The sequence below is a fragment of the Blautia sp. 1033sp1_1033st1_G9_1033SCRN_220408 genome (assembly GCF_040929965.1).
GTDB lineage: Bacteria > Bacillota > Clostridia > Lachnospirales > Lachnospiraceae > Blautia_A > Blautia_A ammoniilytica.
Map to the genome: position 1 here is coordinate 75,517 of NZ_JBFKZO010000013.1, position 18,994 is coordinate 94,510.

An 18,994-nucleotide genomic window follows, 5' to 3' on the forward strand; every position below is an offset into this window, starting at 1 on the left:
CAAGCTCTCTTTTTTGCAGTATACCATATCCGCAGCTATAATTCCAGCAAGGCTTAAAAGAACGTTTCCTGTGATTTTTGCCGTCTAACTTATCAGCCTCTGCAGTCACCGGGTATACTCTGTACTTTACACTTTTTTCATAAATCTAAAGAAAAAACCATTTGTAAATCAGATGTTACAATGTTATTATGATGCCAGGATCAAAAGATCTGCATCCATATGATTTTACCTATCAGTGGATAATAAAAAAGCAGTAAACACAGGGAGAGAAAAATGTATTACTTTATAGTGAACCCCAAATCCAGATCTGGCATGGGCAAGTGTATCTGGAACAACCTGCGGGCGCGGCTGCTTCAGCAGAATATTGAATTTCGCAGTTATCTTACAGAGCACGTAGGACATGCCACCACTCTTTCCAGACAAATCAGCAGTCTTGGTACTCCAGATGCTCCTGTAACACTGGTGACAGTAGGCGGAGACGGTACCATTTATGAGGTACTTACCGGGATCAGTGATCTTCGCAGTGTGATCTTCGGCTATATTCCCACCGGTTCAGGAAATGATTTCTGTAGAGGCATGGCCCTTCCCAAGGATCCGGATGCGGCCCTTACTTCCATTATCCGCCAGGATCGGATCATGGAGATGGATGTTCCCTGTATTTCTTCAGAGGGCAGTAAATACCGATTTGGTATCAGTGCCGGGATGGGATATGACGCAGCAGTATGTCAGGAGGTGCTTTCTACTCCCTTCAAAAAGATTTTCAACCGTCTGCACCTTGGCAAGCTGATCTATCTTTTTATAGCTTTAAAAAAGCTGATGTTCCTTCATCTTTTCTCCATGACGTTACATATGGATGGAGACAGGATATACCACTATGACAATGTATATTTTACTGCAGTTATGAACCAGAAATATGAAGGAGGCGGTTTTAAATTCTGTCCGGATGCCAGTCCCCAGGATGGTATGCTGGATGTGATCACAGCTGAAGGCATGAGCAAGCTGAAGCTTCTTCTGATGCTCCCTACTGCCTTTTTCGGTAAACATGTTCACGTCAAGGGCATACATATTTTCCGTTGTAAAAGCATAGATATTAATACCAGTGCCCCGGTTTCTGTGCACAAAGACGGAGAATCCGGTGGCATTTCCGATAAAATCTCCATTTTCCTTGAAAACAATTCTTTAAAAGTGATTATGCCTATGGTATAATCTCTACGTTTAAAAGGAGTGAATAAATTTACATGATAAAATTCATTAAAAAATACAGGCATGGTCTTGTGATCGCCATTTATGCGCTTCTATATCTGATCACGTTCAATTATCTGGAGAACCGCACTGTATTCAGTTATCAATATCATGTGATCGATACTGTATTTGATAGTTACATACCATTTTGTGAGTACTTTATCGTTCCATACTTGTTATGGTTTCCATATATGATTATGACCATATGGTACTTCATCTTTAAGAACAACAACAAAAAAGAATATTATCAGCTGATTTTTAATCTAATGATGGGAATGACTATTTTTCTGATCGTATCTTATGTGTATCCCAATGTACTTCACTTAAGACCTCATGAATTTCCCAGAGATAATATTTTTACAGACCTTGTAAAGTTTATTTACAGAACAGATACACCTACTAATGTGCTTCCCAGTATCCATGTGTTTAATTCTCTAGCGATTCACATGTCCCTTTCCAATTGTCAGTCACTAAAAGATCGTAAAGGTGTCCGGATCGGTTCTCTGACCCTTACTATACTGATCATTATGTCTACCATGTTTTTGAAGCAGCATTCTGTAATCGATGTGTGCCTTGGTTCCACTCTTGCGCTTTTCGGATATCTGTTTTTCTATCCGCAAAAGACTACTGTACATGCACACAAGAAAGTTGTTTTTGAAAGCATCAGCAAAGAAAAACACAGGAAATTCTGATTCCACAGTATGTTATAAGGGCTGCAACACCGGATCAAGAATGCCTTTGCACTCCGGGTTGCAGCCCTTTCATTATCTCTCTTATTGCCTTATCTTATGCAGGTACAGACTCTGTCATGTCTGTAATGCATCTCTTAGTTAAATCCGTAGAATTTCTGACACAGTTTGTAAGCTGCCACAGAGATCTTTCTTCCGCCTCTTCCCGGCAGGTTCATGAAATTCCCCATCAGGCCAAAACGCAGCCTTGAATACAGTGATCTGTTGGTATCCTTGATATATGTTAAAAGCTCTTTCTTCTTTTCCAGTGCCTCTGCTGTGCCTGAACGGATCAGCATAATAGAAGAAACAGTGGTAATAATATCCAGATAACTGATCATATACTTTCTGGTTCTTTTGTTCATGGACGTATGCTTTGTATAAGAATCCACCATCAGCTTATTTACTCTGATCTGCTGGTCAATCCTGCGGATCATTACTGTTTCATTAACAGACTGGTCATCCCGGCCTATAAAGTATCTGTAGAAATTAGTATCCACATAATACATGGTCTTCACATAGGGAAGAGGATCAAATGCAAAAATGTTATCCACATAGAAGGTATGTCTGGGAAGCTCTAATCCACAGTCAACCAGAAGCTTTGTCCTGTAGATCAGTGAATGCATCAGCAGGTACTTGCCTTTTGGCATATGCTTTACCTGATCCCAGGTAAAAACTTCTTCTGTAGGAAAGCAACGTCTATAATGCATCACTCTTTTCTTGACAGCTCCCTGCTTCTCATAAACGAAGTTACTGATCAGAAGATCTACTGTGTGGGATCCCTTGACCAATTCTTCCAGAGTATGGAGAATCTTCTCATAGGATTCACGATTCACCCAGTCATCACTGTCAACCACCTTAAAATAAAGCCCTGTAGCATTCTTAAGTCCGGTATTTACCGCTGCACCATGGCCGCCGTTCTCCTGATGAAGGGCACGTACAATAGTAGGATACTTTTCTGCATACTCATCTGCGATCTGTGCAGTCCTGTCACTAGAACCATCATCCACGACCAGGATCTCCACTTCCTCTCCCCCCAGAAGGAGAGAATTGATACATTTCTCCATATAAGCCTCTGAATTGTAGCACGGAATAGCAATACTTAATAACTTCATAAAATTCTCCTCACCTGTAACTTATGATATTTTAAGATAACTGTTCAGCGTCCTGGCAATTATGTGCAAAATACTGTCTGCCAGATCATTACGCTTCTCTCAAATATTTTAAATATGCCTCGAATGCAGACGGTATGGCATAATGTTGCTGTGTTTCCTCTCGTCCTGCAAAGAAAAAGTCCTGTGTCAGTTCTCCGTCCAATGAAGCCACCTTGATCTGATAAGCTTTCATTCTCCACTCAATATGAGAAAAGATATGCTTGGAATCAGGAAGTTCACGGATGTATAAGGGATCCAACCCCAAGTCTCTCACATAGGACAGGACCTGTGTTCTGCTATAGTATCCCAGCCTATTGGGAAATTCATAAAGCCCGGCCAGTAACCCTTTCCCTGGTCGCTTCCGCAGTGCTGTGCAGCAGCCATCCTGGATAACCAGAACTGTCCTCTCTTCAATGGATCTTGATTTTTTCTTTGCTTTAACAGGGTATGCTTGCTGATGGCCGCTTATATATGCCCGGCAGAACTCTTTTACCGGACAAATATTACATTTAGGTGAGCCTGATGGTACACAGACCATAGCTCCAAGCTCCATCAATGCCTGATTAAAATCCCCTGGTGCCAGCACCGGAATAATGTCAGATAACTGCTTCTCGATCTCTGTACGGACTGCTGTCTTCATAATATCCTGTGGGTTCTCTGTAAGCCTTGTCACTACCCGGAGCACATTTCCATCCACAGCAGGAACAGGAATCCTGTAAGCAATGGAAGCAATTGCCCCGGCTGTATACCGGCCAATCCCTTTTAAGGATAAAAGCTTCTCAAAATCCTTTGGCAAATGCCCGTCATACTGCTCCACTATCTGAATTGCCGCCTTTTGCATATTCCTTACCCTGCTATAATATCCAAGCCCTTCCCACAGCTTCATAAGCTCTTCTTCCGGACAGGTGGCAAGGCTCTGGATATCTGGCAATCTGCTGATAAATCTATTGAAATAAGGCTTTACTGCCTCAACCCTTGTCTGCTGAAGCATAATCTCAGATACCCAGGTATAATATGCATTATCTTTATCACGCCATGGTAAATTACGCTTAACTGCATTATACCATGTAAGAAGCGGCTCCACAATTTCTTTTTTCACTGTCTGCTCACTCACTGCTCTCCTCCAAGAAAACCGGCACCTTACTGTTGATCTTCATCTCATCTGGTGTTACAATACACTCTCTTGCCAGGATCTTCACACCTGCCTGCTGTGCCTTCACAAGCGCCCTTCCGAATGCCTGGTGTGTTTTCCAGTTCGGTTCAAATCGAAGCACCTGCTCCATCTGAATCACCAGAAGAAGATAGGCCTCATATCCTTCTTCAAGACATCGGATCAGTTCCTCCACATGCTTTACCCCTCTTATGGTAGGTGCGTCAGGAAAACGTACCACACCATTTTCTTCAAGAGTAACGCCTTTCACTTCTATAAATGCTTTTCTTTTTTCTGATTCTGCATAAATATCAAAACGGGAATTACCGAAAGTTTTTTCAGTTGTCACACTTACTTTTTCTGGAAAAAGTCCTCCCTCCCGTATCCATTCTGCAGCTGCCTGATTCGGTGCTGCTGAATCCATATTGATCAGTCTGTTTCCTTTATAAACACAGACCAGGTCATATGCTGTCTTCCGTGCCGGATTGTCACTTTTCTCCAGAATCACTTCTGTGCCCGGAATCAGCAGTTCCTTACACCTGCCTGTATTCTTTACATGAACAGTTTCTCTTTGTCCCTGGATATCCACAATTGCAATAAAACGATTGGGTCTTTCCAGAAATATTGCTCTTGCTATATGTGCGTATTTCATTTTTCTCCTATCTTCTTGTTGTTATATTTTTCCTAATGTGAAAGTTATAAAAGTCATATTCAAGAATGCCTCGGCATTCTTGCTGCGAGGTGCGCGTCATGCAATTGCATGACATACTTCTCCTGCGCACCTCTGCAATCCTGCCGGAGGCTATATCAGCTGGGGGATTGACTCCCAGCTGATATGCCTTTTCCTAAAAGGTAGTTGCTTTTTTCTTCTGTCTCTAATAAAATGATTACAATGTCAAAAGGTCTGATCCCACCTGTGCCTGCACAATGGTAGGAAAATGACCTTGGGACGCGCTATCTAAAAACAAGTGAGGTTACATATTCATGGATGGAATCATTTTTGATGTAGACGGAACTATCTGGGATGCTACTGAAGTGGTAGCAAGGACATGGACCCATTATGTGAAAGAACATATGCAGCTGAATACTGTGATCACAGCCCCTATGTTGAAGTCCTTATTCGGTCAGCTTCTTCCCGATATTTCAAGACAGCTTTTTCCTTCGCTTTCCCAGGAAGACCAGCTTAAGCTGATCGATATTCTGTGTAAAAAGGAGCACGAAGCCCTGAAAAAGGAAGGTGCACCTGTTTACGAAAACATGGAGGAAGTACTAAAAGAACTGTCCGGCCGTTTTCCTCTTTTTATTGTAAGCAACTGCCAGGCAGGCTATATTGAGCTTGTTATGGAAAAGACAGGCTTTGCCCCAATGATCACAGACTATCTCTGCCCAGGTATCTCCGGACAGGCCAAGGCAGAAAACATTATGGCACTTGTAAAAAAGCATCATCTCCACGCCCCTGTATACGTAGGCGATACCAAAGGGGATTTTGAAGCATGCCAAAAGGCCGGCGTAGATTTTATCTTTGCCTCTTACGGCTATGGAACAGTAGAAAATCCAGACTATATCATAAAAAAACCAGCGGACCTGCTTACGATCTGCAGGTAGATCCGCTGGCGGCAGTTATTATTTCCTGCATCTGGTACGAATGTACCAGATCAGAACTGCTGAAATAACAAGAATGACTACAAAATAAATAATGGATGCTGTAAATCCCTGAAAAAGCATATTTATCCCTGTAACAGCACCATAGCAAAGCAGTCCGATCCCAGAAGCTCTCTGTAATTTTTCTTCATCATAAAGCTTCTTCCGTAAATCTGCATTTCCGCCCTTCATAAAAAAATCCCCATGTCCTGTAAGCAGCATAACTCCCACTACCAGCGACACAACAGTAATAAAAATGTCCAGTGTTTCCCCCATCGTTCTTCTCCAATCTTTTTAAATATGCATCCATTCCTGCTTAATAAAAGCAAATGATCGGTACATCATATTGAATAATATTATACAGGATCGCTGCATTGGCAGGAGGCATGTTGATACATCCGTGTGATCCTCCATAAAGATATCTGTCACCGCCAAAGTAAGGCTGCCAGGATGCATCATGAAATCCTATGCCACCGTTAAAAGGCATCCAGTAAGTAACCTGTGTCTCATATTCATAGGTGCCGTCTGGCTTCTGCTTGCCTCTTAATACATCTGGGCTCTTCTTCCAGTACAAAGTATAAATACCTTCCGGAGTCTTCCGATCCTCATACTGCATATCCCCTGAAACAATATCTGAATCAAAAATAATGCTTCCGTCCTGATAATAATACATATGCTGTCCAGACAGGTCAACCTCAATATAGGTATTGCCCAGGTCATTATAGCCGTGAGATTCTGCTCTTTTTGAATATGCAGGCTCACGGACTGTCTGAGTACCACTGCTGATCTCCTGGGTCAGCTGCTCTACTTCCTGTGCCTGGTCGATCTCCCATCCATAAACAGAGCTATATACATACACTGTCCGGCCGCTGGTAGTATGAAATTCTCTGGTAGTTCCAACTGTATCATGATCCTTTGCCAGCTGCGCCACAAAATCTGTAATATGCTGCTTAAAGGATGAATCATCTCCGCCGATCAGCTGACCTTTCTCATCTACTTCCAGCCAGTCCTTCAGGGTGCCTCCGTCCAGCGTAACCTGCTGGTCGCCAAAAGTATAGGTAATGCTTGCCTTTGTATAATTATTATATGCATCTCTGGCAGCCTGCAGATCCGGACTGTCACTGGTAACTGCTGCCTGAACATACACCTCCGGATCACTTCCCAGATCCACAGTAGTCTGGCTGCCTGCCACTGCCGCATCAAGTACCTTGTAAGCTTCCTTTACTTTCAGTTCACTACCCTGTGTCTCAGGAACGATCTGAAATTCACTGCCGCTTAAAGCAACATATGCATTTTCCGGCTTTACTTGATTCTCTTCTTTTGCACAGCTTAATGCCTTCACCTGATTCTGCAGCAAAGTCTTATCATAGGTGGCATTTTCTTTGGTGGTGTAGCTTCTGGTTTCAAAAAAACCACGGATCCACTCATACGGCTTCTGGCTTTTTAAAAGCACCAGTATCTCACCATCTGATGCATACTGATAATTAATACTGCTTCCTGAAATACTCTCAGGCTCCTGGTCTCTCGCCAGGACCTGAATAGAATAGTTCTCTACCTGCCCTGCAATGGCCTGCTCCACCTCATAGGCTGTCTTGCCTGAGCAATCCAAACCATTGATCTGTGTTCCACGAAAAAAATGGTTGGAATAGTAGTATGATACAGCTGCATAAGCACAGCCTGCAGACACGATCATCATTGCAGCTACTATCCCTGTAACCTTCAGACCTTTATGCTTTTTCTTATGCTTACGGGGAACTATTGCTGAATCCAAATCCTCATCTGTGATGGGCACATATGCGATTTTCTTTGGACGGGCAGACCTTCTGGATGAAGATTCCTGCACACGCTTCCGGGAAGGCTGCTTCTTTTCTTCCTTATGCCCAGGAACATCCTCTTCATACTCATCCTCGTACTCCGGGTCTTCCTCTTCATGCTCGTCCTCGTACTCCGGGTCTTCCTCTTCATGCTCATCCTCGTACTCCGGGTCTTCCTCTTCATACTCGTCCTCGTACTCCGGGTCTTCCTCTTCATACTCATCCTCGTACTCCGGGTCTTCCTCTTCATACTCGTCCTCGTACTCCGAATCTTCCTCCTCATACTCATCTTCGTACTCTTCGTCTGTTGTGATCGGATCCATTGCTTCATTAATCCTGTCTTCAATGGATGGCTGGCTTTCCCCGCTTCTTCTCTTTTTATTGCTCATCTATATTCTCCTCAATGGCAATCACTCTCTCATAAAATGTCACGTGCTGTTATTATAACACACTTTCTCTTTTTATGTGACTTAAACTATAACTTTATTTTATCCTTACCTATCCATTTTATCCTTTAGTCAGTTCGTTTTTGTAATCTCTCTTTACCGCTTTACAGAATATCTTTCATAACACGCAATGCATTTCCCTGCCACATTTTATCAATCACCCGCTCTGGCATTTTGTGCTGGAGAAGAGCTTCTCGAAGCTTGTACAATTCATCACAGCTTTTGATCTGCAGCTTTCCCTCTATGCCATCAAAATCCGTTCCCAAAGCCAGCACATCTTCGCCACCTACCTGATAAATATGTCGGATATGCTGAAGCATATGGGCTATACTGCTTTTCCCGTCTGTTCCCAGAAAATCCGGGCAAAAATTCAGGCCGATCACGCCACCTTTTTCAGCAATCGCTGTGATCATACTATCTGTAAGATTACGTGGATGAACAGTAATGGATCTTGCATTACTGTGAGATGCAATAAAAGGCTTCTGAGTATGCTTTGCCACATCCCAGAATCCACCATCAGACAAATGCGAAACATCCACAATGATGCCTAAGCGGTTCATTTCTTCCAGTGCCTGAAATCCAAAGCTTTTCAGACCGCTGGCCATCACTCCCGGATCATTGGAATTAGGATATCCGATCTCATTCTCATAATTCCAGGTCAGTGTGATCAGGCGAATCCCTCTGTTGTAAAAATGCTGCAGTTTTTCCAGACTGTTTCCTACAGGAGTCCCATCCTCCATTGTTAAAAGTACCCCTGTTTTGCCGGTGTCCATACACTGCCGGATATCCTCACATTTTTTTACAAAAATAACTTTATCATGGCACTGTCTGAGATTTTTCTCAAACACATCGATCATATGATTAGCAGTTACATATGCCTTTTCATCCCGCCTGGTGGTTCCATATTTACCTACATCAAAAAAAGTAGAAAAACACTGTATCAGTGCTCCTGCCTTCTCAAGCCGTTCCACATCCACACTGTATGGATTATGCATCAGATCTCCCCTGTGAAAAACCGATGCCAGTTTTGATACTGTATCACAATGTAAATCAATCATTTGTTGTTCTCCCAAGTTTTCTTTCTGTATCTTTGATCACATAAAAATACATGGTGATCAGAAGTATAGTTGCCACTATCCAGGCTGCCGGGCTTGCAAGACAGGCTCCTGCGTAGCTCTTCTTATGCGCAGCCACCACAGCTGTCACACCTCTGCCCACAAGCTCTGCCACACCGGACATCATAGGCAGAAGGCCATATCCCATACCCTGGATCCCGTTTCGAAGCACATTTACAAAATGCAGAGGAATCATGAAAAATCCCACACATTTTACATATGTATCCACCATAGGCAGTACAGAATCGATATTATCTGAAATGAAAAGATATGCAAAATATTTCCCCCAGAAGATCAATATTGCACCGGTAATAATGGCATAGGACACTCCTATGATATTGGCACTGCGAAAACCTTCCCGCACTCTTTGCACATTTCCTGCTCCTACATTCTGTGCATTATAAGTAGCCATTGCTGTGCCCAGGGCCACATATGCCTGTGAAAATATATTTTCCACTTTCTGCCCGGCTGTAAATGCAGCAACTGCATAGGCTCCCAAGATATTCAATGCACTTTGCACCATCATTGCCCCAATAGCTGTAATGGAATACTGAAGCCCCATGGGAATCCCTACGCTGATCTGATTCTTTGCCAGATAGGGACGGTATTCCCAATCATCCCTGGAAAGATGCAGTTCCGGCACTGCCTTTATAATATAAAGCAGACACAGAAAACCAGAAACGCCCTGTGACACCACCGTAGCCCAGGCTGCTCCTGCTGCCCCCATATGAAATATCACAATAAAAACAAGATCCAGAACAATATTTAAAAGTGCTGCCAGGATCAGGAAATATAAAGGTGTTTTACTATTGCCTAGTGCTCTCAGGATACTTGCCAGAAGATTGTACAACACCTGTGCAAAAATCCCACCGCAAATGATCATGATATACGCATAGGCATCTTTGAAAATATCTGCCGGCGTATTCATAAACTTTAAAAGACTGTGCATTCCAGCCATACTTACAGCCGTCATGACTACAGATACAACAATAGACAAAAGCGCAGCATTTCCTACTGTCTGACGCATTTCATCCATTTTCCCTGCACCGAATTTCTGTGCTGTAAGAACCGTAAAGCCAGCGGTAAGGCCAGTCAGAAATCCAAGGATCAAAAACATGATAGTCCCTGTGGAACCAACCGCTGCCAATGCCTTCGTGCCCACAAACTTTCCTACAATGATAGCATCTACCATGTTGTAAAACTGCTGAAATACATTTCCGATAAACACTGGAATGGTAAAATCCAGTAAGATTTTCATCGGCTTTCCTGCAGTCATATCTGTCCGCATGTTTATTCCTCCTTATACAGACATTTGTCCAAAACCGTATATTTTTGCTGTGTATCCATAATAGCAGAGAGATTATAGCAAAAAGCCCCTGCTTCCGCAAGGGCTTTTTCGCGTATTTTCAGTATGATCTTTTCGTAATTTTTGTGAATTATGTGTATAATAAAATCCTGGATTATTTCTGGACCAGAAGAGATTTTCCTGTCATTTCTTCCGGCTGTTCCATACCCATCAGCTGAATCAAAGTCGGTACAATATCTGCCAGGCATCCATTCTCTCTTAATGTATATTTAGGATCAGCATTAACCAGGATAAACGGAACCGGATTGGTTGTATGAGCGGTAAATGGCTCACCTGTCTCATAGTCGATCAACTGCTCTGCATTACCATGGTCAGCACAGATAAACATTTGACCGCCAACTTCCTTCACTGCTTCCACTGCTTTTCCAACGCAGGCATCTACTGTCTCCACAGCCTTGATTGCAGCTGCCTCAACACCTGTATGGCCTACCATATCCGGATTAGCAAAGTTGATAATGATCACATCATACTTCTGTGAACGGATGGCATCTACCAGTTTATCACATACCTCAGGTGCGCTCATCTCAGGCTGCATATCATAAGTAGGAACCTTAGGTGATTTTACAAGGATCCTGTCCTCACCTTTATTCGGCTCTTCCACACCGCCGTTAAAGAAAAAGGTTACGTGTGCATACTTCTCAGTCTCAGCAATACGGGCCTGGGTCATATTATGAGCTGCAAGATATTCACCAAAGGTATTGTGAAGTGCCACCTTATGGAAAGCTACCAGCTTGTTTGGAATGGTATCATCATAATCTGTAAAGCATACATAAGTAAGATCCAATCTCTTCTCACGTTCAAAGCCTGTAAAATCATCTGAACAGAAAGCTCTTGTGATCTCACGTGCACGGTCTGGACGGAAGTTAAAGAATACTACGGAATCTTTATCAGAAACAACGGCTACCGGCTGTCCATTTTTCTTGATCACTGTAGGAAGAACAAACTCATCTGTTTTTCCATTGTCATAGGAAGCCTGTACTGCCTGTGCAGCATCTGTGCCTTCTACGCCTTCACCCTTTGTAAGAGCCTTGTAAGCCAGTTCCACACGATCCCAGCGATTATCACGGTCCATTGCATAATAACGTCCGGATACAACACCGATCTGTCCTACACCGATCTCATCCATCTTCTTCTGAAGTTCTTCAATATATCCTTTTCCTGATGCAGGCGGTGTATCACGGCCATCAAGGAAGCAATGTACATAAACCTTTTTCAGGCCTTCTCTTTTGGCCATTTCCAGAAGTCCGAACAGATGTGTGATATGGCTGTGCACACCGCCATCAGAAAGAAGTCCCATGAAATGAATGGCAGAATCGTTGTCTTTTGCATTTTTCATAGCTGTAAGAAGTGCTTCATTCTTAAAGAAGTCACCATCCTGGATCTCTTTTGTGATCCTTGTAAGTTCCTGATATACAATACGGCCTGCGCCCATATTCATATGTCCAACTTCGGAGTTACCCATCTGGCCTTCCGGAAGACCTACTGCCAGTCCGCTGGCGTTTCCTTTGACAAATGGATACTGAGCCATCAACTTATCCATCACAGGAGTAGCAGCCTCATATACTGCATTTCCGTCATGTCTTTCATTTAATCCATAACCATCAAGAATCATTAATACGGTTGGTTTTTTACTCATAATTTCTCCTTTCGCATGTCAATTTCCATATACACGGATTGTCTTTGAAATCCGTTTCACAGAAGCACGGTTAGATAATTCCTGGATAGCTGTCTTGAAATCGCCCTCCCGTACTTTTGCAGTGATCACAACTACTTCTGCACAGTCATCATCCTTGCGCTCTTTCTGAATGATCTGTGCAACACTTACATGATATTTTGCAAAAACCTCTGTCATCTCAGCCAGCACACCACACTTGTCTTCCACATGGAGTCTGAGGAAATACCGATTATAGGTGCTTTCCATTTTTTTCACTGGAAGCTGCTTATAGCAGGTACATCCAATCCGTCCGCAGCATCCTGCCAGGATATTGCGTACGATCTCAAAAATATCCCCCACAACAGCACTTGCTGTAGGCATTTCTCCTGCACCTCGTCCAAAGAACATAGCATCCTCCACAGCATCTCCATGAACAAATACTGCATTATAGGAATCATTTACTGTAGCCAGCGGATGAGTACTTGGGATCAACATAGGGCACACATATGCCTCTACCCCTTCTTCTGTATTCCTTGCCACACCAAGAAGCTTTATATCGCATCCCATCTCTTTTGCATAACGGATATCCTTTGCAGAAATCTTGGTAATTCCTTCAATATACACATCATCAAACACAACTCTGGAATTAAATGCAACAGAAGCGAGAATTGCCACCTTCCGCCCTGCGTCCAGTCCGTCAATATCTGCGGTAGGATCTGCCTCTGCATACCCAAGCTCTGTAGCAAGGGCAAGAGCATCCTTAAATTCCATACCATCCTGGGTCATCCTGGTGAGGATAAAGTTGGTAGTACCATTTACAATACCCATAACCTCTGTCATATGATTGCCGGCAAGACTCTGCTTCAGCGGCCCAATGATAGGAATGCCTCCTGCTACCGCTGCTTCAAACATAAAGTCTGCTTTCGTCTCCCCAGCAGCTTCCAGAAGCTCCCGTCCATGTACTGCGATTAGGTCTTTATTAGCAGTCACCACATGCTTACCAGCCTTAAGCGCATCCAGAATGTACTCTTTTGCAGGATGGATGCCGCCCATTACCTCGATGACGATCTCTATGGAAGGATCGGCAACGATCTCCTTCCAGTCATTGGTAAGAAGAGAATCATCTCCCAGCTTCCTGGCAGCTTTTTCAAGATTTCGCACAAGGATCCGGGAAATCTTCACCTTGCATCCAAGCTTTGCTGTCATCTCTTCTTCCTGGTTTTTCAATACTTTATATACACCTGTTCCAACAGTGCCCAGCCCCAAAAGGGCTGCTTTTATGACTCTTTCTTCCATCGGAGTCCCCCTTTTTGTATTCTTACTGTACACAGCGTTCTACTTAAGATCCGCTGCGCTGTCTGTAAAAACACAGATGGATCTGCTGCGCCTTTAATAGTATGGCAGAAACAGGGATTTGTCAAGCATGAGAGCCTTGAAAACAGGCACTGTTCAGTTCAAACATGTTCATTTTTCTTTACTTCTTCCTCCAACTGACGCTGTAGAAAACCAATATAGCAAAAACATCCATACACCAGAAAACATATTCCAAAAGACAGAAATCCGGCTTTGATCCTGTATCCCGATTCTATGCACTCTTCCGGAATACCCACTGTCAAAAGAGAAAACAACAAAAAGGAAAAAAACATAGTAACAGCCACAGCCACAATTCTTTTACATATCTTCATAAACATCTTCTCCTTTTCCTGCTAATAGGGTAGTTATATACACACTATGATTAATACAATTTTACATTGATAATTACCTTATATCAAGAACAAATTGGACGGTATGTCTATATGATAAAATATGACCGCTTATGGGAAACAATGAAAAAGCGTGGCATTTCCCAGTACGCACTTTATACTTACTACGGAATCGACCGCTCACTGCTGGATCGTTTCCGTAAGAATAAAAACATAGAAATCTATACTCTGGATCGTATATGCACTATCCTGGACTGCAACATTGAAGACATTGTAGAGCATGTTCCGGATCCACCTTTGCAAAAGCATTAATACTACAGTTCTCTATCTGTATTTTTGTTTGCATTTCCGTATCCTATTCCTTTTTTGTTTTGTACCTGTCATTAGAGCAATATGGTCTATTTCATTCACTGTAATTCCCACTGCATTTTATAAGTTCCCTATGTCACGTGGCTTTATCATCTAAAATAGTCTGATTTCATCTACGAAAAATCTTGAAATTCTTTCTTTTTTCTGAAAATAATCCTTTTTTATTTCTCAATTTGTGGATATAATGAAAGCAGGACTGAACTGAATAAAAAACTGCAGCTGTTCCGTTCGTTTAGGGAATATATACTCTGAAACCGCTGCAATATGAATTGAGAGGTTATCTTATGAATGTATTTGACATTTTAGGACCTGTTATGATCGGCCCTTCCAGTTCTCACACAGCCGGAGCCGCCAGGATCGGTCTTGTCACCCGTGCTCTTCTTGGCCAGGAACCGGTATCTGCCAACATACTTCTCCATGGATCTTTTGCAAAAACATACAAAGGCCATGGTACAGACAAAGCACTGGTGGCAGGCATCCTGGGTATGCAGACAGATGATGAACGAATCCGTTTTTCTCTGGATGAAGCCAGGAAACAGGGACTTGCCGTTACCATCACAACAGGAGAAATCGATGGTGCTCATCCTAACACTGCACAGATCACTCTGATCGGGAAAGACGGAAAGCAGGTATCCCTGCTTGGAAGCAGTACAGGTGGTGGAAATATTCTTGTTACACGGATTAATGGAATGGAAGTTTCCCTTACCGGTGAAAAGACTACACTGATCATTCTACACAAAGACGCTCCCGGTACGATTGCCGCTGTTACTGAACTGGTGGCAGGCTATGGAGTCAATATCTGTAATTTCCGGCTTTCCAGGGAATCCAGAGGCGGACAGGCCGTCATGACCATTGAAGTGGACGGCAATCTTGGGACTGCCATCAACGAAAAGATCCAGGGGCTTCCCAATATTTATTCCAGCATTATGCTGCAGCCAATTTAATGATTGCCACATCAAAAGTTGTGTGCTCAGGCATGGGCATCTATTGAAAATTGTAACAGGAGGTTTTCTTTCTCATGGAGCTTAACTATTCTTCTGTGTCCCAGCTGATACAGGAAGCCATCAAAAATAAAGTCACCATTTCTTCCCTGGTATTAAACCAGCAGGCACAACAACTGGAACTTTCCCAGCAGGAACTTTATAAGAAAATGCTGAATAATTACCAGGTAATGAAATCCTGTATCACACCTGGCTGTGCCAAAGACCTGAGAAGTACCAGTGGTCTTACAGGAGGCGACGCCTGGAAAATGAAACGATCTGTAGAAAAAAAAGAGAACCTTACCGGTTCTCTGATTGGCGGTGCACTTTACCGTGCGCTGGCTGTTTCTGAACTGAATGCTTCCATGGGCCGGATCGTGGCGGCCCCTACAGCCGGAAGTTGTGGGATTCTTCCAGCTGCTGTCCTGACTATGGAAGAAGAAAAACATCTGTCTGAAAAGCAGTGCGTTATGTCCCTTTTCACTGCTTCTGCCATAGGAATGGTAATTGCCAACAATGCTTCTCTGGCAGGAGCCAGAGGTGGCTGCCAGGCGGAGTGTGGTTCTGCATCTGCCATGGCCGCTGCCGCTATTGTGGAACTTGCCGGGGGAACACCGGAAATGGTAGGTTCTGCTGTCGCCATTGCCCTGAAAAACATTCTGGGCCTTGTATGTGACCCTGTAGCCGGTCTTGTAGAAATCCCCTGTATCAAACGGAATGCTTCCGGAGTTACCGGTGCTTTTACAGCTGCGGAACTGGCTCTTGCAGGGATCAAAAGTGCTATTCCTGCAGACGAAGTGATTTGGAGTATGAAAAAGATTGGCGACGTTATGCCTGCCGCCTTAAAAGAAACTGCTGATGGTGGTCTTGCAGCCACACCCACAGGCCGTAAACTGCATACACAGGTTTTCGGAGAATAGCTGCGGAGTTTCTTCGCTATTTTTACAAATATAACACTTTACAAAAACGCCCCTATAACAGTAGTTCAATCAGTAAAATCTACTGATTGCCACCGTATATAGGGGCATTTCATTATTTCTTATTCAGATACAGCGATCACAAACCGCTGGTCCTTATTTCTTGTAGTTTACGACTCCACATAAGTCATACGTGAAACCATTGATTTTACTGATGTTGCGGACACCAGATTCAAAAAGTGATAATTATTCGTGATAGTTACACCAGTCCCAAACACTTCCAAATGTTATATGTAGACCTCTTTTCCGACCATGTTTTTCAGGAAATCTTCCTGCGCTTTCTGGGACACATAATACTCTTTTCCGATCTTGTTTCCATACCCCATCTGAAACATCAGCTTCAAGATTCGTAGTGCTTTATCACTCTCACAATGGTAAACATCCATAATTTCTTTCTTGCCGAGCATCTTAGGACACTGATCCTTGAGTGACTTAACACAGGACTCTATTATCGCATCCTTGTCAATGCACACTGCCATCAGCTGTTCTTTAGTCAGTGTAGCATAGTTCTGTCCATTGTTCAAGCCAGATATTGTTTGCTCTGGCTTTTGACTATTAGATTTCCCTGGTGCTGGCTCCTGTTTAGTGTCATGCATAGCTTCTGTCTTATACGGAATATCTTCACCATATGATCGGATTGCAAATGATCTAAGGTAATCATCAACGGTATAGTTTCCCCAATCATTCTGCAATGCCAGTTCACTAAACTCATAGCTCATGTCTTGTCCTCCTGTTTGTACAGCTCTTCTCATTTTAAAAGTCCCCTTTCTCTGTTTTTACTTCCATAAAAATGGTTTTTCATAGCTTGGTTACACTGATTCCTTTGGCTCATACAACCAATGTCCTTTACCCTATGTAACTCCATAAAAATGATATATCATAGTTTCCGCGGACATTACGCCCGCGGTGCCTGTGCCACGTGTGCCACTGTGCCACCCCTAATTTAATAGTCGAATTTTTATTATTCGCCTTACAGGGTGTTTGTACTCCTCATTTCCAAAGCGTCTTCTCCGCACATACTGCACTGCATCAGACTCATCAATCTCATATTTCTCCCTAAAGCATTTATCAAATGCGGTTTTTGTAAGTATTTCATACTTTTCTTTTATAGAAGAAATATCTTTTTTAAACACACAGAACCTCTTATATGCCGTATACAATTCGTCCAGGCTAACATAATCGTCTTCAGAATCAGTAACCTCCAGACACTGTTCACAGAAATCAGCAAAAAAAGTATTGGCTATAGTCCATTCAGTTTTCAGCGCCTGAGATAAGGTGGATTCATTAATTACAATGCTTCCATCTGAATCAATAATGTCTTTCATCTTACGCAGAATCTTGGTCACAATTTTATCTTTTTCTTCCTGTAACCGTTCTGGTAGGTCTGCACATTGATCCTTTTCTAGTGTCTCATGGATAAATGGCAATGCAATTATCCGATTTACCAGCCCTGGATCATATCTCTGAGAAGAAAAGCCAAAATTCGTTGCAAAAACAAATTTAAATCTGACAATAATTTCTTCTGCATCTTTATATTTTGCTTCTACTGATATCTTGTATTCACCCGTAGCTCTTTTTATGATGCCTACAGCTTTGGGAGAAAGTGCTTTCTCGTCTATATCGAGACAAGATATCAGTAATTTATCCGCACAATTTCCTAGAGCAAATCTTCCACCTAATTTGGAGGAATCTACTCTTGAAATCCTCGTTCCATCAAACAAGCTATCTAGAAAATGCCCGAATATCACCGATTTTCCTGAATTAGAAGCATTTCCAGCCACAACAAATTTCTTACATTTGTTAGGCAACAGAAGCATTCCCAGTGCCTCTATTATCATTTCGATAGAAGCCTCATCTCCCCCAGTGGCATCAATCAGAAGTTGATCAAAATATGGAGTCTCTAGCTCATCATCAGATGCTTCTTCTAAATATTTAGCGTGGATTACATAATAATACGGTTTCGTGGCATCAAAATTCTGCTGAAATTCTCCAGTCTTAGCATCATAGATTCCGTTCTCTAATACCACCTGATTATATATGCTACGTATATCTTTCTCAGTAAACGTTTTGTAATATTTACTGGACAGTTTAATGTCTATCGGACTCGCCGTACACTCTTTGGTAATATACTCTATAGTATCATTTATTAGTTTCTTACTAGATTTCGTGATTATCTTTATTTCTTTTGGAAGTTCCATATAAATAAGATCACCAAGTTTCCTGTCGTTTAAGGGCTCATAAACCTTACCGTTATGTATCCAGAGAGTTCGCTCGGAGGGATCCAAATGGTATATGCTGTATTTTTCCAGAATGCTTTGGGCAAATTCGTAGACACTGAAATCTTCAATTGAAAAAGAATTCTCTTTTGAAAGCTTTTTCACACCACCTGTAGGCTTCGCTACAGGCAGTATAGTCTCTTTCGAGATTTTTGATCTTCTGCAAACAGGAACAATCAGCTTATTTGAAAATGTCTTATTTTGTAACTCTCTCTTCTGTGAGTCCATTTCAACATTAGCTTCTGATGTATCAATGACTTCTTCCAGGGCTTTCACCATACTTTCAGCAGAATATGGCTCCAGCTCCTCCTCCGCTCCCGATTCAGCAGCGACTTCTTCCAGGGCTTTCACCATACCTTCAGCAGAATATGGCTCCGGC

18 protein-coding genes are annotated in these 18,994 nt (G+C 42.6%); 6 read left to right on the forward strand and 12 right to left on the reverse strand.

The features are described 5' to 3' along the window. Positions 1–273 precede the first annotated feature (273 nt). Both AB5916_RS10875 and AB5916_RS10880 read left to right on the forward strand, forming a co-directional pair. Positions 274–1,206: a diacylglycerol kinase family protein gene (locus tag AB5916_RS10875; RefSeq protein ID WP_158420628.1), complete on the forward strand. Its 933-nt coding sequence runs from the start codon at positions 274–276 to the stop codon at positions 1,204–1,206. A 32-nt stretch (positions 1,207–1,238) separates the two neighbouring features. Beyond that, complete coding sequence (locus AB5916_RS10880) at positions 1,239–1,934, forward strand: phosphatase PAP2 family protein (protein WP_158420627.1); 696 nt, start codon at positions 1,239–1,241, stop codon at positions 1,932–1,934. Positions 1,935–2,068: 134 nt separating this feature from the next. Here AB5916_RS10880 and AB5916_RS10885 read toward each other — a convergent pair whose 3' ends face one another. The 3 genes from AB5916_RS10885 to sfsA all read right to left on the reverse strand — a co-directional run bounded on the left by AB5916_RS10885 (position 2,069) and on the right by sfsA (position 4,926). After that, complete coding sequence (locus AB5916_RS10885; protein WP_368190782.1) at positions 2,069–3,085, reverse strand: glycosyltransferase family 2 protein; 1,017 nt, start codon at positions 3,083–3,085, stop codon at positions 2,069–2,071. Positions 3,086–3,173: 88 nt separating this feature from the next. Continuing rightward, entirely contained in the window at positions 3,174–4,238 is a 1,065-nt protein-coding gene (gene mutY / locus AB5916_RS10890; RefSeq protein WP_368190784.1) for an A/G-specific adenine glycosylase, read from the reverse strand. Next, positions 4,231–4,926 carry a DNA/RNA nuclease SfsA gene (gene sfsA, locus AB5916_RS10895; RefSeq protein WP_368190787.1) on the reverse strand — a complete coding sequence of 232 codons (696 nt, stop codon included), beginning with the start codon at positions 4,924–4,926 and terminating at the stop codon, positions 4,231–4,233. The genes mutY and sfsA overlap by 8 nt, the downstream gene beginning before the upstream one ends. Before the next feature lie 332 nt (positions 4,927–5,258). On the opposite strand from sfsA, the gene AB5916_RS10900 reads away from it, so the two are divergent. Further along, positions 5,259–5,879, forward strand: coding sequence for an HAD family hydrolase (locus AB5916_RS10900; protein ID WP_368190790.1), 621 nt, complete (start codon positions 5,259–5,261; stop codon positions 5,877–5,879). An 18-nt stretch (positions 5,880–5,897) separates the two neighbouring features. Here AB5916_RS10900 and AB5916_RS10905 read toward each other — a convergent pair whose 3' ends face one another. From AB5916_RS10905 to AB5916_RS10935, 7 genes are all read right to left on the reverse strand, one after another. After that, positions 5,898–6,191 (reverse strand): DUF3784 domain-containing protein, encoded by a 294-nt coding sequence (locus AB5916_RS10905; protein ID WP_158420623.1) that lies wholly within the window; start codon positions 6,189–6,191, stop codon positions 5,898–5,900. A gap of 40 nt (positions 6,192–6,231) precedes the next feature. Further along, positions 6,232–8,118, reverse strand: a complete 1,887-nt coding sequence (locus AB5916_RS10910; protein ID WP_368190793.1) for a L,D-transpeptidase family protein — start codon at positions 8,116–8,118, stop codon at positions 6,232–6,234. A 161-nt stretch (positions 8,119–8,279) separates the two neighbouring features. After that, positions 8,280–9,233: a dipeptidase gene (locus AB5916_RS10915; RefSeq protein ID WP_368190795.1), complete on the reverse strand. Its 954-nt coding sequence runs from the start codon at positions 9,231–9,233 to the stop codon at positions 8,280–8,282. Then, positions 9,226–10,578: an MATE family efflux transporter gene (locus AB5916_RS10920; protein WP_368190797.1), complete on the reverse strand. Its 1,353-nt coding sequence runs from the start codon at positions 10,576–10,578 to the stop codon at positions 9,226–9,228. The genes AB5916_RS10915 and AB5916_RS10920 overlap by 8 nt, the downstream gene beginning before the upstream one ends. A 172-nt stretch (positions 10,579–10,750) precedes the next feature. Beyond that, the gene (gpmI, locus tag AB5916_RS10925) at positions 10,751–12,292 is read right to left on the reverse strand and encodes a 2,3-bisphosphoglycerate-independent phosphoglycerate mutase (protein WP_368190799.1); all 1,542 of its coding nucleotides are present in this window, start codon (positions 12,290–12,292) and stop codon (positions 10,751–10,753) included. 18 nt (positions 12,293–12,310) lie between these two features. After that, positions 12,311–13,606: a homoserine dehydrogenase gene (locus AB5916_RS10930; protein ID WP_158420619.1), complete on the reverse strand. Its 1,296-nt coding sequence runs from the start codon at positions 13,604–13,606 to the stop codon at positions 12,311–12,313. Positions 13,607–13,764: 158 nt separating this feature from the next. Next, on the reverse strand, positions 13,765–13,995 hold the full coding sequence (locus AB5916_RS10935; protein WP_368190802.1) for a hypothetical protein: 231 nt from the start codon (positions 13,993–13,995) through the stop codon (positions 13,765–13,767). Positions 13,996–14,106: 111 nt separating this feature from the next. Here AB5916_RS10935 and AB5916_RS10940 point away from each other — a divergent pair, with 111 nt between their 5' ends. The 3 genes from AB5916_RS10940 (at position 14,107) to sdaAA (ending at position 16,282) form a co-directional block, all read left to right on the forward strand. Next, positions 14,107–14,325, forward strand: a complete 219-nt coding sequence (locus AB5916_RS10940) for a helix-turn-helix transcriptional regulator (RefSeq protein WP_158420617.1) — start codon at positions 14,107–14,109, stop codon at positions 14,323–14,325. Positions 14,326–14,666: 341 nt separating this feature from the next. Then, positions 14,667–15,326, forward strand: a complete 660-nt coding sequence (gene sdaAB, locus AB5916_RS10945; RefSeq protein ID WP_158420616.1) for an L-serine ammonia-lyase, iron-sulfur-dependent subunit beta — start codon at positions 14,667–14,669, stop codon at positions 15,324–15,326. A 74-nt stretch (positions 15,327–15,400) separates the two neighbouring features. Further along, the gene (sdaAA, locus tag AB5916_RS10950) at positions 15,401–16,282 is read left to right on the forward strand and encodes an L-serine ammonia-lyase, iron-sulfur-dependent, subunit alpha (RefSeq protein WP_368190804.1); all 882 of its coding nucleotides are present in this window, start codon (positions 15,401–15,403) and stop codon (positions 16,280–16,282) included. A 284-nt stretch (positions 16,283–16,566) separates the two neighbouring features. Here the strand turns inward: sdaAA and AB5916_RS10955 are convergent, their stop codons facing one another. Continuing rightward, a complete protein-coding gene (locus AB5916_RS10955) occupies positions 16,567–17,058 on the reverse strand; it encodes a hypothetical protein (protein WP_368190805.1) in 492 nt (163 codons plus the stop codon). Between the two features lie 219 nt (positions 17,059–17,277). Beyond that, positions 17,278–18,994: DUF5906 domain-containing protein (locus AB5916_RS10960; protein ID WP_368190806.1), on the reverse strand; the 1,717-nt coding region annotated here is incomplete at its 5' end.